The following is a 15055-nucleotide window of genomic DNA, read 5'->3' as shown; positions in this document are numbered from 1 at the left end:
GGGCCAGCGCTGAGTCACGCCACAGAACCGACCAGGAACGGCCGCTCATGATCGAGATCCCGTCTGACCTGCACAAGGACCTCGTCCCCCTCGCCTTTCTGCTGGGCAACTGGGCGGGCGCGGGTGTCCACGACTTCCCCGGCTCCGAGAAGTGCAACTTCGGCCAGGAGGTGAACTTCACCCACGACGGCCGGGACTTCCTGGAGTACCGGTCCCACACCTGGGTCCTCGACAACGAGGGCAACAAGGTCCGCCCGCTGGAGTCCGAGGCCGGCTTCTGGCGGATCGACGCCGAGCGCAAGATCACGGTCACGATGACCCGCGACGACGGCGTGGTGGAGATCTGGTACGGCGAGCTGGCGGACAAGAAGCCCCAGATCGACCTGGTCACGGACGCCGTCGCCCGCACCCCCGAGTCCCCGGCGTACACCGGCGGCAAGCGCCTCTACGGCTACGTCAAGGGCGACATCATGTGGGTCGGCGAGAAGCAGACCCCCGAGGTCGAGCTGCGCCCCTACATGTCGGCCCAGCTGAAGAAGGCCGTCACCCCGGAGGACGTCGAACGCTGGGCGAAGGACCTCCCGGACGACATGCCGGACGACGGCATCGCGTTCTTCAAGTAGGCCCGAGCCGGATGCGGGGCCCCGTTCGAGCGGGGCGCCCGCTCCGTCGGCCCTACACTTCCAGTGTGGTGAGCACCGACTGGAAGAGTGATCTCAGGCAGCGCGGTTACCGGCTGACTCCGCAGCGGCAACTCGTGCTCGAGGCCGTGGACGCGCTGGAGCACGCGACGCCGGACGACATCCTCGTCGAGGTCCGCAGGACGGCCTCCGGGGTGAACATCTCCACCGTGTACCGCACCCTGGAGCTGCTGGAGGAGCTGGGGCTGGTCAGCCATGCCCACCTCGGCCATGGCGCGCCCACGTACCACCTGGCCGACCGGCACCACCATCTCCACCTGGTGTGCCGGGACTGCGAGAACGTGATCGAGGCGGACGTGGAGGTGGCCGCCGACTTCACCGCGCGGCTGCGCGAGCAGTTCGGGTTCGGCACCGACATGAAGCACTTCGCCATCTTCGGCCGGTGCGCGGACTGCACGCTGAAGAGTTCAACCAGCCCGTCGTAGGCTGGCCCGTATGAAGAGCCCTCTGCTGTCCCTGCCCGGCGCCGTTCCCGCCGAGGGCGTGGACGAAGGCGTCGCCGCCCACTACGGCGACCTGTTCCGCGAGCAGCGTGCCCTCGCCGACGGCACCGGTTTCGTCGACCTCTCCCACCGGGGCGTCCTCGCCGTCACCGGCGCGGACCGGCTGAGCTGGCTGCATCTGCTGCTGACCCAGCACGTCAGCGACCTGCCGGTGGGCGAGGCCACCGAGGCGCTGGTGCTCTCCGCCAACGGGCACATCGAACACGCCCTGTACCTGGTGGACGACGGCACGACCGTATGGGCGCATGTCGAGCCCGGCACCCAGGAGGCGCTGATCGCCTACCTGGAGTCGATGAAGTTCTTCTACCGCGTCGAGGTCGCCGACCGCACCGCCGACTTCGCGGTGGTCAACCTGCCCGCCGGCTCCATCGCCGAGGTCCCCGAGGGCGCGGTGGTCCGCGAGACGCCGTACGGCCGTGATCTCTTCCTGCCGCGTGCGGAGCTGGAGGAGTTCGCCGCCCGCTCCGGCCCGGCCGCGGGTCTCCTCGCCCACGAGGCGCTGCGGGTCGAGCAGCACCGGCCCCGCCTCGGCTTCGAGACCGACCACCGCACCATCCCGCACGAGCTGGGCTGGATCGGTACCGCCGTCCACCTCCAGAAGGGCTGCTACCGGGGCCAGGAGACGGTCGCCCGTGTGCAGAACCTGGGCAAGCCGCCGCGCCGTCTGGTCTTCCTGCACCTCGACGGCAGCGACGTCCACCTCCCCCCGGCCGGCACCGAGATCCGCCTCGCGGACGACGGCCCCGACGGCCGCAAGATCGGCCTCGTGACGACGTCCGTACGCCACCACGAACTCGGTCCGGTCGCCCTGGCCGTCATCAAGCGCAACACCCCCACCGACGCCCGCCTCCTGGCCGGAGACACGGCGGCGGCCCAGGAGACGGTGGTCGAGCCGTAGGGCTGTCTTCCGTACCTGGGCCGTACCGCGCTCGGGCTCGGGGCGTACGCGTGGGTGCTGCCAGGCGCGGCGGGGCGCGCCTGGCGGGGCTATCAGCGGCACAGGGCCCCGCCTAGACCTCGATCAGCACCGTGAACGGGCCGTCGTTCACCAGGGAGACCCGCATCTGGGCGCCGAAGCGGCCCGTGGCGACCGTCGCGCCGAGGGTGCGGAGCTGGGCGACGACCTCGTCCACCAGGGGCTCGGCGACCGCGCCGGGGGCGGCCGCGTTCCAGGTGGGGCGGCGGCCCTTGCGGGCGTCGCCGTAGAGGGTGAACTGGCTGATCACCAGCAGGGGGGCGTCGATGTCGCTGCACGACCTCTCGTCGGCCAGCATTCGCACCGACCAGAGTTTGCGGGCCAGTTGGGCCGCTTTCTCCTTGGTGTCCTCGTGGGTCACGCCGACCAGGACGCACAGGCCCTCGCCCTCGATCGCGCCCACCGTCTCGCCGTCCACGACGACGCTCGCGCCGTCCACCCGTTGCACCACCGCACGCATGCGCCCCATCATGCCGTGCGTCCGGGGCGCAGCTGTCCGGGGGCCCACAATCGATCAATACCCCCCATCCAGGGCCGTTCGGGGGCAGTCGGTCACATAGCGGCCACCGGGGGTGGCACGATGCTCCCACACGCCGGTCGAGGGGACGGTCCACCACACATGAGCACACCGAGCACCAGTGGTCCGGTCACACATCGGCCGCCCGCGCAGCGCGCCGACAGCCCGCCCGGCCCGCCGCCCGAGGAACCCGGCCCGTCCAGCCCGTCCAGCCCGCCCGGCCCGTCCGTTCTCGCACCGCTGAGCCTGCCCGAGCTGCGCGCGCTGCGCCGGGACGCCCAGCGCGACGAGGCCGACCTGAGCTACGTCCGGCGGCTGCTGCAGGGCCGGATCGACATCCTGCGCGCCGAGCTGACCCGGCGCGGCGGGGCCCGCCTGCCGGTGCCGGTGGACGGCTCCGTGGTGGAGCGGCTGTCGGAGATCCTCGCCGACGGCCCGGCCCGCCACCGATCCTCCGCCCGCCACGTCACGCTGGGCACCCCGTACAGCGAGGAGTACGGCAGGCTCGCGGCGGACATGCTCGCCGAGGTCGAGCTGTCCGACCTGACCGCCCGCACGGACGCCGAACTGGGCGACGCGATGGGCCGGCTGACCCAGTACGAGCAGGAGATCTCGCACCGCCGCCAGGGCCTCCAGCGCACCGCCGACGACTGCGGGGGCGAGATCGCGCGCCGGTACCGGGCGGGCGAGGCGCAGGTGGACGACCTGCTGGCCTGAGCGGCGGGGGCCGGGGCCGGAGGCCGGCCCGGATGCCGGGGCGCGGGAAATGCACGCGACACGTGCCGGGTCCCCCGCCTACCGTGGCCCCATGATCGACGTACGCCCCGCGGGCGAGGACGAGTTCGACAACTGGCACCGCGCCCTGGACACCGGTTTCCTTCAGGACCCGGTGATCACCCCCGAGCAGCGGGCGGCCAGGCTCAGGCAGTTCGAGCCGGGGCGCCTGCTCGGCGCCTTCGACGGCGGCCGTTGCGTGGGCACCTTCCGCTCCTTCGCGCAGGAGGTCACCGCGGTCGGCGGCGCGTACGTCCCGTCGAACGCGATCTCCAACGTCACCGTCTCCCCGACGCACCGCCGCCGCGGTCTGCTCACGAGGATGATGGGCCAGGACCTGGCGGCCGCGCGGGAGCGCGGTGACGTGATCGCCACGCTGATCGCCGCCGAGTACCCGATCTACGGCCATCACGGCTTCGGCCCGGCGACCTGGACGACCAACTGGACCGTGGACGTGGGCCGTTCGGGCCTCGACCCGCGCTGGGCGGGCCCGGAGGGCGGCGGCCGGATCGACCTCGTGGACGGCGCCGAGGTGCGCGCGCTCGGCCCGAAGCTGTCCGAGCGGGTCCGCGCGGTCACGCCGGGCGCGATCGACCGGGACGAGCTGTATTGGGATGCCCGTACCGGGGTGGCCCGCTTCGGCCGGGACTGGACCGAGCCGTTCTTCGCGGTGTACCGCTCCGCCTCCGGCGAGGTCGAGGGCATGGTGGCGTACCGGGGCAAGAGCAAGTGGGAGGGGCAGCAGCCGGACAACTCGGCGGACGTGGAGTGGCTGACCGCCGCGACCCCGGCGGCCGAGTCCGCGCTGTGGCGTTACCTGTGCTCGATCGACTGGATCGCCCACGTCAAGACCGGCTGGCGGGCCCCCGACTCCCTGCTGCCCTTCCTCCTGCCCGATGTGCGCGCGGCCCGCGTCGAGACGCATACGGACTGGCTGTGGGTGCGGCTGCTGGATGTCCGGCGCGCGCTGGAGGCGCGGACCTACGAGCGGTCCGGTTCGCTGGTGCTCCAGGTGCTGGACGAGGACGGCACGGCGGGCGGGCGGTACCGGCTCCAGGTGTCGCCCGAGGGCGCTTCGTGCACCCCGGCGGGCGGCGCGTCAGCCGAGCTGACGCTGCCGGTGGCCGAGCTGGCCACGGTGTGGCTGGGGGACGGCTCGCTGACCCGGCTGGCGGCGCTCGGACGGGTCCAGGAAGAGCGGGAGGGCGCCGCCCGGGTGGCCGACGCCCTGTTCCGCACGTCCGGGCGGCCGTGGTGCCCGGACTCCTTCTGACCGCGCGAGGCGGTCGCTGCCGGTTCCCTTCTGCCGTGCCGGCGGCCGCTCATCCGTAGCGTGCCGTGCTGACGTGCCGGTGTTCGGTTGTGGCTGTGCTGGCGTTGTTCGGTTGTGGCTGTGCGGGTGTTCAGTTGTGACTGTGCGCTCCCGTGGCCGCCCCCTGCCGGGCTCCCGGCTCCCCTCCGGAGGGGAACCCGGTCGGCCAACCGCCGGAATGCTCGACCATGTCGGCCAAGTTGGCTGCCAACTTCATTTAACTTATCTCCGCGTGGAAGCGGCTCATAACCACCTTCCCGCGAACTGCCGCAAGATGGCGGGAAGTTGTAGCCTTTGTCCGTGGACCCGGAACACGTCTCCGCCACTGGACGGAAGAGGTCACCACGGTCACGGCAGTCACGCGTCACACCTCGCGTGGTGGCCGACACCCTGCGCACCCGGATCGACTCCGGTGTGCTGCGGCCCGGCGAGCGGCTGCCCACCCAGGCGGAGCTGGCCGAGGAGTTCGGGGTCGAGCGCGGCACGGTCCGCGAGGCGCTGCGCATCCTGCGCGTGGAGCGGCTGCTCGCCGGATCGTCGCAGGGCAGCCCGGCCACGGTGGCCGTCCGGACCGGCGCGGTGGGCCCGGCCGCCCCGCCGCAGCCCACCATGGTGGGGCTCGCGCCCCGCGTCGCGGCCGCCTTCGCGGTCCCGCACGTCGAGATCGACGCCCTCTGCCTGACCTCCGTCTCGCTCACCCTGGCCATCGGCGAACCGCTCCGCCAGATCCACGCGGGACGGCTGAAACCGGCCAAGATCGACGTACGGCTGCTGCTGCCGAGCCGCGACATCGCCCTCGCCTTCCCCGTCCCGGTGGACGCCGCCGACACCGACCTGCTGCACCGGCGCTGGCTGGCCCAGCGCAACGCCCAGGGCCAGGTGCTGCGGCACAACCTGCTGGCGCTGCGCACCACGCACGGCATCGACGTCCGGGTCCGCTTCCGGGCGCTGCCGTTCACCCCGCCGGTCAAGCTGTATCTGCTCAACGGCGCGGAGGCGCTGTTCGCCTACTACACCCTGGCCCGGCGGGAACGGGACATCGGGCCGGAGCATCTGGCGCTGTACGACGCCGAGGGCACCCGGTCGATGCTGTTCGCCTTCGCGCGGGGGGCGGGGGCGCGGGACACCGAGTTCGTGGCGCAGTCCCGGCTGTGGTTCGACGCGCTGTGGCAGACGATCAGCTCGGAGCTTGTCCTGAGCTAGGGGGTGTCGTCGAGCTGATCCGAACGACGCCCCCTAGATGGCCGGTCCGGCGACCAGAAGGGCCAGCAGGAGGGCGCCTGCCGTGCTCACCGCCGGGTTCCTGGACTTGGTGCCGACCGACAGCAGCAGGAAGCCGACGATGCCCGCGAGGCCGTAGCGCCACTGGAGGAGCTGTTCGGCGGCGACGAGCGCGAGGGCGCAGATCAGTGCGAGGGCGGGCATGGGGACTCCCCCTTCCGGTCGGCCAACTCGACCAAGTTGGCAACCAACTCTTCCCTAGTTGTCCCCACTTGGTAGCCACTTCCAAACAAGGTTGCGACAACTGCCCGTAGATGGAAGGAGGTTGTACCGTTTGGTCGTGACCCAGGAGAACGTGGCAGTGAGCGGCAGACGGTTCACCGCCCAGGAGATCGCCGACGCCCTGCGCGCGCGCATCCGCGCCGGTGACCTCAGGGCGGGCGAGCGGCTGCCCACCCAGGCCGAGCTGGCCGAGGAGTTCGGCGTGGAGCGCGGCGCGGTCCGCCAGGCGCTGCGGGTGCTGCACGACGAGGGTCTGCTCAGCGGTGTCACCAAGGGCAGCCCGCCGCGCGTCGCGGAGCCCGCCCCCGCGCAGGACGGCCCCCAGCCCACGATGGTCGCCCTCGCCCCCCGGCTGGCCGAGGCGTTCACCGCGTCCCATGTCCGTGTCGACGCCGTGTGCCTGACCGCGCAGAGCCTGATCCCCGCCCTCGGCGAGCCGCTGCGGCAGATCCACGAGGGCCGGGTCCGCCCCGAGCGCATCGACGTACGCGTCCTGCTGCCCTCGCGCGACATCAACCTGGCCTTCCCGGTCCCGGTGGACCCGGAGGGCGATGACGCCGACCCGGTGCACCGGCGCTGGCTGGCGATGCGCAACGCCCAGGGCCAGGTCCTCCAGTACAACCTCAACGCCCTGCGCGCCACGCACGACATCGACGTCCATGTCGCCTTCCGTGCCCTGCCGTTCACGCCGCCGGCCAAGCTGTACCTGCTCAACGGCGCGGAGGCGCTGTACGCGTACTACATGGTCACCCGCCGGGAGGAGCCCACCGACACCGGCACCCTGGAGATGTTCGACACCCTCGGCTCGGAGTCCATGCTCTTCTCGTTCGAGAAGCGGTCGGGCAGGCGCGACGCCTCCTTCGTGGAACAGTCCCAGAAGTGGTTCGACGCCCTCTGGGAAACCATCACCACGGACCTGACACTCTCCTAGTGACTTCTGAGACGACGGAGACGACACCGGATGAGCCGGTGACGACCGAAACGGTTGAGAAGAAGACCCCCTACGAGACCGAGAAGCTACGGGAACTGATCGGCGCGCGGGTCGTGCTCTGGGACTTCGACGGCCCGATCTGCCGGCTCTTCGCCGGACACCGCGCCGAGCGGGTCGCGGCCGGGCTGGTGGAGTGGCTGGCCGGGCGCGGGCTGCGCGGCCTGCTCAGCGAGGCGGAGCGGGACACGCTGGACCCACAGGTGGTGCTGCGCGCGGTGGACCGCCGCCATCCCGGCAGCGACCTCGTGACCGAGCTGGAGGAACGCCTCACCCAGGACGAACTGCTGGCCGCCACCTCCGCCCTGCCGACCGCGTACGCCGACCCGCTGATCCGGACCTGGACCGCGGTGGGTTCCCGCATGGCCGTCACCACCAACAACTCCCCCCGCGTGGTCCGCGCCTACCTCGCCGGCCGGGGCCTGACCGGCTGCTTCGCCCCGCACATCTACGGCCGCACCGCCGAGCTGCGTCACCTCAAGCCCGACCCGCACTGCCTGGAGAGGGCCCTCGCCGCACTGGGCGCGGCCCCCGGCTCCGCGCTGATGATCGGGGACTCGCCCTCCGACCTCGTCGCCGCGGGCCGGGCCGGGGTGCGCTTCCTCGGATACGCGCGCGGCGAGCAGCGGGCCAAGCAGCTGCGGACCTCGGGTGCCGAGACGGTCCTCACCTCGCTGGAACCCCTGCTGCTCGCCCTGCGGGGGTAGCGGGCTGGCACAGGTGTGCGCCCGCTCGCCGCTGCGGGGGAACCGGTCCCAAGGCGCGTGGCCGTAACCGGCTCCGGGCAGCCCGCGAGCCGGTAGCGTGCTGCCACTTCCGCCCCCTTCGGCAGGGCGCACGGCGAGAGAACGGGCCATGTCCCCCGAAACGGTTTCGATTGCTCGGCAGAACGCGGCCGAGGTGAGCGGCGACGACAAGGTGGTCGAGGGGCCGCTCCAGGGGTACCACCACGAGACGTACGTCTTCCCGCTGGCCGGAGAGGCGGCGCGGCTCCATCCGGGGCGGTGGAAGTGCCGGGAGCCCAGGGACGGGCTGCTCTGGTTCGACCGGCGCTGCTTCGCCTCGGAGGAACGGTTGCTCACCGCGCTGGGCGACCGGGTGCCGCGCGTCCCCGGCCTGGTGGAGGTCGGCGGGCTGCGCCTGATGCGGTTCATCGAGGGCACCACCCTCGGTGCGCGCCACCCCTCGGGCAGCGAGGTGCCGGAGGCGCTGTGCCGCCAGCTCATCGAGCTGTTCGGGAAGCTGGCCGCGATCGGCCCGGACGATGTCACGGCGGAGCGGCGCTGCGCCGCCGAGGACCGCCCGGCGGACGGCGACAGCGACGGCTTCCTGGAACGGCTCGTCCACTTCACCGAGCACCGGGTCTATCGCCCGAACCTCGACCGCTTCGAGTCGCTCTTCGCCGAACTCGGCCTGACCGAAACGTCGTTCAAGCAGCTGCGCGCCCATGTGCACGGCCTGGCCAGGCGCCCGTTCTGCCTGCTCCACGCCGACCTGCACCGGGAGAACTTCATCGTGGACCCGGTGGACCGGCTGTGGACCATCGACTGGGAGCTGGCCATGGTCGGCGACCCGCTCTACGACCTCGCCACCCATCTGCACCTCATGCGCTACCCCGCCCCGCAGGCCCGCGAGACGGCCGCCCGCTGGCACACCACCGTCCGCGCGGTGCGCCCCGACGGCGTGCGCGGCTGGGCCGACGACCTGCCGCCGCTGCTCGCCTACAAGCGCGCCCAGTCCGTCTTCACCGACGTCATCCGCTCCGCCCTCGCCCTGGAGACCACCGACCCACCCCCGCTGCTGCCCCTGGCGGTGAAGCTGCGCTCGATCCTGGCCAGGGGGGCGCGCCCGCTGGGCGTGACGGAGGTCCCGGACGCCGGACGGGTGGCCGCCGCGCTGACGCGCTGGCACGGTGCGCAGGGCGCCGGGCGGGACGGGAAGTGAGCGCGGCGCGCCTGGCCGGGGGCGTGCACTCCCGCCCCGTGCTGGAGGGCGCCCCCTGCCGCCTCGCAGTCGCAGGACAGCCCGGCCCAGGGCCGCGTGCCCGAGTCGCTCCGGCGCCGGCCGAGAGCGGAGTCGAGCCGTCGCCTTCCTGGCCGGAGGCTGACGCATGCCCGATGCTGAGGGGTGATGCTGCTCTTCCTCGATATCGACGGCCCGCTCGTCCCCTTCGGCGCCCCCGCCGGCGCGTACCCGGAGTTCGAGCGGGACGGCGGCACGGGTGGGCATCCGCTGCTCGGGCGGGTCGATCCGGGGCTCGGGGCGCGGCTGATGGCGCTGGGGTGTGAGCTGGTGTGGGCGTCGACCTGGATGGACGACGCCAACGCGGTGCTCGCGCCCTGGCTGGGCCTGCCGCCGTTGCCGGTCGTGCCCTGGCCGGACGAGGACGAGCCGCCCGCGCTGATCCACTGGAAGACGCGCCCGCTGGTCGAGTTCGCGGCGGGCCGGCCGTTCGTCTGGATCGACGACGAGATCACCGAGGCCGACCGGGCGTACGTCGCCGTCCACCATCCCGCCCCGGCCCTGCTGCACCGCGTGGACCACGACTACGGCCTGACCCCGGCGGACTTCACGACCCTGCGGGAGTGGCTGAGCAGGCACGCGCCGGACTGACCCTTCAGGCGGCCGACCGCTCCCCGGCCCACCGGCGCCGCAGGTGCGACTCGGTCAGGGCGGGCGAGGCGTACTCCATGTCGAGGGCGCCGACGTCCGTGCCGGGCGGGACCACGGCGTCGACACGGTCCAGGATCTCGTCGCTCAGGGTGACCTTGTCGCCCGCGAGCAGATCGTCCAGCTGCTCCATCGTGCGCGGGCCGATGATCGCGGAGGTGACGCCGGGGTGGCTGATCACGAAGGCCAGCGCCAGGTGCGTCAGCGAGACACCGGCCTCCTCGGCGACCGGGATCAGCCGCTCCACGGTGTCCAGGCGCCGCTCGTCGCGCAGATACCGGAAGCCGTAGGTGGAGCGGTGGGTGTCGGCGGGCCGGTCCTTGCGGTAGCGCCCGGTGAGCATGCCCCCGGCCAGCGGACTGTAGATCAGCGTGCCCATCCCGTACCGCTCGCACACGGGCAGCACCTCACGCTCGATACCCCGGTTGAGCAGCGAATACGTCGGCTGTTCGGTACGGAACCGCTGGAGCCGGTGGTGTTCTGCGACCCACTGCGCCTCCACGATGTCGGAGGCGGGGTAGCCCGAGGTGCCGATCGCGCGGACCTTGCCCGCGCGCACCAGGTCGGTGAGGGCGGAGAGGGTCTCCTCGATGTCGGTGTCCGGGTCGGGCCGGTGGATCTGGAAGAGGTCCACATGGTCGGTGCCCAGCCGGCGCAGCGAGTCGTCCAGCGCCCGGGTCAGCCAACGCCGCGACCCGCCCTGCATGTTGGGGTCCGCGGTGCCCGTGCCGGCGTCCATCGGCAGCCGCGCCTTGGTGGCGAGCACGACGGAGTCCCGGCGCCCCTTCAGCGCCTTGCCGACGATCTGCTCCGACTCGCCGTACGAGTAGATGTCGGCGGTGTCGATGAAGTTGATCCCCGCGTCCAGCGCCTTGTGGATCATGCGCACGGAGTCGTCGTGGTCCGGGTTGCCGACGGCGCCGAACATCATCGCGCCCAGGCAGTACGGGCTGACCTTCATGCCGGTCCGGCCCAGCGTGCGGTACTTCATGAGTCTCCTCCCAGCCGCGGTGGCCAGGGCCTGCCGCGGCGCGTTACGCTCACGAAAACGGAACGGTGTTCCAGGAAGTACGATACGGAACGCTGTTCCGGTTAGCAAGTGGAGGACTGGCATGACCGACGCCGAGCCGTCCCGTCCGCGCCTGCGGGCCGACGCGCGGCGCAGCATCGACACGCTGCTCACGGCCGCCGCCGAGGTGTTCGCCGAATCCGGCGTGGACGCGCCCGTACGGCAGATCACCGCGAGGGCGGGGGTCGGCGCGGGCACCCTCTACCGGCACTTCCCGCAGCGCTCCGACCTCATCGCGGCCGTCTTCCGCCACGAGGTCGACGCCTGCGCCGACGCCGCGCCCGCGCTCGCCGCCGAGCACGAACCGGTCGAGGCCCTGCGCCACTGGCTGCTCCGCTTCACCCACTTCATCGCCACCAAGCGCGGCCTCAGCGCCGCCCTGCACTCCGGCGAACCGGCGTACGACAGCCTCCCCGCCTACTTCCAGCTCCGCCTGCTGCCCGCGCTGGAAGGTCTCCTCGGCACGGCGGTGCGGGCGGGCCGCATCCGCGCCGACATCGACCCCAACGACCTCCTCCGCGCCGTCGGCAACCTGACCCTCCCGGCCCAGGACGACGACGGCCATACGACGCGCATGCTGGGGCTGCTGATGGACGGGCTGCGGTACGGGAGCGGGGGCGGGCGTGACTGAGGGGCGGCTCGACGTGGCGCGGGCGCGGGGCTGAGACGGGGCCGGGCGCGGCCATGACGCGGGTGACCGAGGCGGCCCCGGCCGCCGTAGGGTGGCGGGCCGTGACAGCTTCCCTCCTGGGCCAACCCCTGTGGCGCGACCGGCGGTTCGTCCTGCTCCTCGGCGCGCGGGTCGTCTCCGTGCTGGGCAACGGCTTCGCGCGGGTGGCGCTCGGCTTCGCGGTGCTCGCGCTGCCGGGGGCGAGCGCGGGACGGCTGTCGATGGTACTGGCCTGCCAGGCGTTGCCGCAGCTGGTGTTCATCCTGGTGGGCGGGGTGATCGCGGACCGTATGTCGCGCTCGCGGCTGATGATGCTGGCCGACGTACTGGGCGCCGGGGCGTACGCGGGCCTCGCCGCCATCGTGCTGACCGGTCACGCCCCACTGGCGGCGATGTGCCTGCTGGCGGTGGCGGCCGGTACGGCGACCTCCCTGTTCGCCCCGGCGATGGAGGGCCTGGTCCCCCTGATCGTGCCCGCCGGCCGGCTTCAGCGGGCCAACGGTCTCCTCCGCGTGGGTACCAACACCTCCCTGCTCCTGGGCCTCGCCCTGTCCGGCGTGACCGTGGCCCTGGTCGGTGCGGGCTGGGCGCTTGCCCTCAACGCGGCCTCCTTCGTCGTCAGCGCGGCCCTGACCGCCCGGCTGAGGGTGGCCGGACGGCCGCGCGTACGAGCCTCAGGCTGGACCGAACTACGGGAAGGCTGGCGGGAGTTCGCCTCACGCCAGTGGCTGTGGGCCGTGGTCGCCCAGTACGCGATCGTCATCGCCGCGCTGAACGCCGAGGTCGGTGTCCTGGGCCCTCTCACGGTCGAACACCAAGGCGGAGCCCGGAGTTGGTCGGTCATCGTGGCCGCGCAGGCCCTGGGCACCATCGCGGGCGCGGGCCTCGCCGCGCGGGTACGGGTCCAACGCCCCATCCTCGTAGCCGTACTGAGCACCTTCCCGGCCGCCGTACCGATGCTCCTGCTCAGTGCCGGGGCCCCCGTCTGGCTGACGGCCGGAGCCATGTTCGGCGCAGGTGTGGCGAACGACGTCTACGGCGTCCTGTGGTCCACCACCCTGCAGCGCGAGATCCCGGAGCACGTCCTTTCCCGAGTCACCTCCTACGACTGGTTCGGCTCCCTGTCCCTGGCTCCCCTGGGCATGCTCGTCGCCGGCCCGATCGCCTCGACGGCGGGCACGAACTGGACCTTGGCCGGCTGCGCGACGCTGGTCGTCCTGGCCACGGCGGCGGCCCTGCTCTCCCCGCAGGTACGCGGCCTGCGCACCCCCGCTGAGGTGGGCGCGGTCGAGCCGGACGTCAGCCGCACGCGTTGAGCGGCTTTCCGTGCGGCGTCACTCCGGCGTCGCGGACGTGAAGTCGTACCCGGACCAGTCGGAGAGCGGTTGGTAGCCGAGGCGTTGGTAGAGGGCGTTGCTGGTGGGGTTGGACCGGTCGGCGAACAGGACGACCTCCTGGGCGCCGGCGGCCAGCGCGGCCCGGCTGACCGCGGCCGCGACGGCGCCCGCGTAGCCGTGGCCGCGCAGGTGGGGCGGGGTGTAGACGATGTCCACCTGGATCTGGCCGCCGATCAGCGGGTTCATGCCCGCGACGGAGACGGGGGTGCCGTCCGGGGTCTCCCAGAGGGTGTAGCGCTTGTCGGCGTAGCGCGTACCGGCCCAGGAGTCGGCGTCGACGGTGACGTCCTCCCCGACGGCCTTGGCGAACTCGCCGCACCAGAAGATGGCTTGGTCGAGATCCCGCTCGCCGAGGACGCGGGCCCGGCCCGCCGGATGCGGCTCGGGCGGGGTGAGGGTGCCGAGTCGGTACAGGCGGACCCGTACGTCGCGGAGCTTCGGCGTCGCGCCGGTGTGCCGCTGCCATGCCTCGGCGAAGGCGGTGGCGGTGTCGTGGTCCGCGCCGACGGAGGCCGGGGAGTGTCCGAGACCGGCCAGGCGGGCGGCGAGGGTGTCGGCCTGCTCGGGTGTGAGCGGGGAGAGGCCCAGGGCGCGGGGCGGGAGATGGTAGAAGGTGCCGGTCACCTCCCCGTCCTGCTCCAGCACCCCGAAGACGGGCACCTGCGCGAACGCCCCCGCCCCGCGCACCCGCACCCTCTCGGCCCATGTCAGCTGCATCGCATGCGCCGCGGGCCGCGACCGCAGGAACCCTCCGGCTCGGGCGAGGAAGTCGTCCACGTCTTCGGTGAGATACCAGTCGGTTGGCCGCATGCTTCATGCTTCCGCACGCGGGGGAGGGGACGGGCGGTTTTACGCCAGGGCCACGCGTCCCGGTGCCGTCCAGAAGGGCGGCCGTAGACTCGCGCGCCATGGAAACGATCTTCAAGCTTGGAGAGATCAGTTGTCCCTCGGGGACCCTGGTCGTCATCGACGGCGGCCATCTGGGGTTGTGGAGCGGAGAACGGTCGCCGGCGGAGATCGACCCCACGCTGCTCGGTGTCGATGACGCGGAGATGGCCGGGGAAGTGCTCAACTCGGTCGACTTCGCCGTGGTCGGCCCGGATGCCTCGGAGGCGGTCCGGAGCTTCGACCGGCAGCCGGGCGCCATGCTCCACGACATCCCGGCCTCACAAGTGGTGCACCTCAGGTGGATGTTCGAGGAGCACTGCCAAGTCGGCGGCCTGGAGGCCCGCTTGGAGGCGCTGCCGAGCCGCGAACCACACGCCCGCCGCGCCCGCCGCACCGCCGCCGAGGGCGGCGGCAGCTTCCTGGTGTTCGGGGTGCCCGTCGTCACGGTGGGAGGGGTGCCCCGTGACCGCCGTCTGCCGGTACTGGCCACGCGAACCGGGAGCGGGCCGAGCTGGACGGAGATCACGGTTCGTACGAGCGAGGCCCCGGCCGAGACATCCGTACCGCTGGGGCACATCGGCGTCGACTGGGCGCGCCTGCTCTTCGGCGACGTCGACGCCCTGAACACCTGGCAGCACGACGAGCCCGTGGACGGCCTGGCCGACGTGGCCTTCTGGGGCGCCGCCGCGGACGAGGCCGCAGCGACCTTCGCCGCCCCTGAGCTGGGCGAACCGGGCGAGCCCGGTGTCCGTGGCTGGACCGGGCTGACGGTGGCGGAGGCCATGGAAAGGGCCCGCGCGGTGCAGACCTGGGCGCTGGAGACCGGCCGCCGCCTGATGGTGGACCTCCGCCCCCACTCCCACCACTGGCAGATCATGCGCCGGCTCCGCGCCTCGGAACTCGAGTCCGGAACAGTGGACATCGGCCCGGCCCGCCTGCTCTGCGCGATGACGGCCTGCGGAGACGGCTACTTTCCGGTGTCGGCGGACTTGGACGCGTCGGGGGGCGTGGTCGCGGTGCGGGTGGGGTTCCCGGAGGCGGACGCGTAGCCGTCATCCCGACGGGGGTTCTCGGGTCCGTACCCGTC

Annotated in this window: 17 protein-coding genes; 13 read left to right on the top strand and 4 right to left on the bottom strand. The window is 72.6% G+C overall.

Annotated elements, in window-relative coordinates:
• The first annotated feature begins 47 nt into the window (after nucleotides 1-47).
• The 3 genes from ACIGA3_RS22405 to ACIGA3_RS22395 all read left to right on the top strand — a co-directional run bounded on the left by ACIGA3_RS22405 (nucleotide 48) and on the right by ACIGA3_RS22395 (nucleotide 2102).
• Nucleotides 48-623 (top strand): FABP family protein, encoded by a 576-nt coding sequence (locus ACIGA3_RS22405; protein ID WP_399718402.1) that lies wholly within the window; start codon nucleotides 48-50, stop codon nucleotides 621-623.
• A gap of 65 nt (nucleotides 624-688) precedes the next feature.
• Entirely contained in the window at nucleotides 689-1126 is a 438-nt protein-coding gene (locus ACIGA3_RS22400) for a Fur family transcriptional regulator (RefSeq protein ID WP_399718399.1), read from the top strand.
• A gap of 10 nt (nucleotides 1127-1136) precedes the next feature.
• Entirely contained in the window at nucleotides 1137-2102 is a 966-nt protein-coding gene (locus ACIGA3_RS22395) for a YgfZ/GcvT domain-containing protein (protein WP_399718397.1), read from the top strand.
• A gap of 112 nt (nucleotides 2103-2214) precedes the next feature.
• Here ACIGA3_RS22395 and dtd read toward each other — a convergent pair whose 3' ends face one another.
• On the bottom strand, nucleotides 2215-2640 hold the full coding sequence (dtd, locus tag ACIGA3_RS22390) for a D-aminoacyl-tRNA deacylase (RefSeq protein WP_217461435.1): 426 nt from the start codon (nucleotides 2638-2640) through the stop codon (nucleotides 2215-2217).
• A gap of 159 nt (nucleotides 2641-2799) precedes the next feature.
• Between dtd and ACIGA3_RS22385 the strand changes: the two genes are divergently transcribed.
• The 3 genes from ACIGA3_RS22385 (at nucleotide 2800) to ACIGA3_RS22375 (ending at nucleotide 5986) form a co-directional block, all read left to right on the top strand.
• Complete coding sequence (locus ACIGA3_RS22385; RefSeq protein WP_399718396.1) at nucleotides 2800-3414, top strand: aerial mycelium formation protein; 615 nt, start codon at nucleotides 2800-2802, stop codon at nucleotides 3412-3414.
• 91 nt (nucleotides 3415-3505) lie between these two features.
• Nucleotides 3506-4744, top strand: a complete 1239-nt coding sequence (locus tag ACIGA3_RS22380; protein ID WP_399718394.1) for a GNAT family N-acetyltransferase — start codon at nucleotides 3506-3508, stop codon at nucleotides 4742-4744.
• A gap of 333 nt (nucleotides 4745-5077) precedes the next feature.
• Nucleotides 5078-5986 (top strand): winged helix-turn-helix domain-containing protein, encoded by a 909-nt coding sequence (locus ACIGA3_RS22375; RefSeq protein WP_399718391.1) that lies wholly within the window; start codon nucleotides 5078-5080, stop codon nucleotides 5984-5986.
• A gap of 33 nt (nucleotides 5987-6019) precedes the next feature.
• Here ACIGA3_RS22375 and ACIGA3_RS22370 read toward each other — a convergent pair whose 3' ends face one another.
• Nucleotides 6020-6208, bottom strand: coding sequence for a hypothetical protein (locus ACIGA3_RS22370; RefSeq protein ID WP_399718389.1), 189 nt, complete (start codon nucleotides 6206-6208; stop codon nucleotides 6020-6022).
• Nucleotides 6209-6338: 130 nt separating this feature from the next.
• Here ACIGA3_RS22370 and ACIGA3_RS22365 point away from each other — a divergent pair, with 130 nt between their 5' ends.
• The 4 genes from ACIGA3_RS22365 to ACIGA3_RS22350 all read left to right on the top strand — a co-directional run bounded on the left by ACIGA3_RS22365 (nucleotide 6339) and on the right by ACIGA3_RS22350 (nucleotide 9887).
• Nucleotides 6339-7217, top strand: a complete 879-nt coding sequence (locus ACIGA3_RS22365; RefSeq protein WP_399718387.1) for a winged helix-turn-helix domain-containing protein — start codon at nucleotides 6339-6341, stop codon at nucleotides 7215-7217.
• A gap of 38 nt (nucleotides 7218-7255) precedes the next feature.
• Nucleotides 7256-7981 (top strand): HAD family hydrolase, encoded by a 726-nt coding sequence (locus ACIGA3_RS22360; RefSeq protein WP_399718384.1) that lies wholly within the window; start codon nucleotides 7256-7258, stop codon nucleotides 7979-7981.
• Between the two features lie 193 nt (nucleotides 7982-8174).
• Nucleotides 8175-9218: a phosphotransferase family protein gene (locus ACIGA3_RS22355; protein WP_399718381.1), complete on the top strand. Its 1044-nt coding sequence runs from the start codon at nucleotides 8175-8177 to the stop codon at nucleotides 9216-9218.
• 186 nt (nucleotides 9219-9404) lie between these two features.
• Nucleotides 9405-9887, top strand: a complete 483-nt coding sequence (locus ACIGA3_RS22350; RefSeq protein WP_399718379.1) for a hypothetical protein — start codon at nucleotides 9405-9407, stop codon at nucleotides 9885-9887.
• Between the two features lie 4 nt (nucleotides 9888-9891).
• Here the strand turns inward: ACIGA3_RS22350 and ACIGA3_RS22345 are convergent, their stop codons facing one another.
• A complete protein-coding gene (locus ACIGA3_RS22345; RefSeq protein ID WP_399718377.1) occupies nucleotides 9892-10935 on the bottom strand; it encodes an aldo/keto reductase in 1044 nt (347 codons plus the stop codon).
• Between the two features lie 121 nt (nucleotides 10936-11056).
• Here ACIGA3_RS22345 and ACIGA3_RS22340 point away from each other — a divergent pair, with 121 nt between their 5' ends.
• A complete protein-coding gene (locus tag ACIGA3_RS22340) occupies nucleotides 11057-11644 on the top strand; it encodes a TetR/AcrR family transcriptional regulator (protein ID WP_399718374.1) in 588 nt (195 codons plus the stop codon).
• A gap of 101 nt (nucleotides 11645-11745) precedes the next feature.
• On the top strand, nucleotides 11746-12999 hold the full coding sequence (locus tag ACIGA3_RS22335) for an MFS transporter (RefSeq protein WP_399718371.1): 1254 nt from the start codon (nucleotides 11746-11748) through the stop codon (nucleotides 12997-12999).
• 18 nt (nucleotides 13000-13017) lie between these two features.
• Here ACIGA3_RS22335 and ACIGA3_RS22330 read toward each other — a convergent pair whose 3' ends face one another.
• Nucleotides 13018-13890 carry a GNAT family N-acetyltransferase gene (locus ACIGA3_RS22330; protein ID WP_399718368.1) on the bottom strand — a complete coding sequence of 291 codons (873 nt, stop codon included), beginning with the start codon at nucleotides 13888-13890 and terminating at the stop codon, nucleotides 13018-13020.
• 98 nt (nucleotides 13891-13988) lie between these two features.
• Between ACIGA3_RS22330 and ACIGA3_RS22325 the strand changes: the two genes are divergently transcribed.
• Nucleotides 13989-15017 (top strand): hypothetical protein, encoded by a 1029-nt coding sequence (locus tag ACIGA3_RS22325; protein ID WP_399718365.1) that lies wholly within the window; start codon nucleotides 13989-13991, stop codon nucleotides 15015-15017.
• The last annotated feature ends 38 nt before the right edge of the window (nucleotides 15018-15055 follow it).

The sequence above is a fragment of the Streptomyces sp. NPDC085596 genome (assembly GCF_044541565.1).
Taxonomy (GTDB): Bacteria; Actinomycetota; Actinomycetes; order Streptomycetales; family Streptomycetaceae; genus Streptomyces.
The sequence above is the reverse complement of the archived record's forward strand: the minus strand, read 5'-3'. Positions and strand labels throughout refer to the sequence as shown.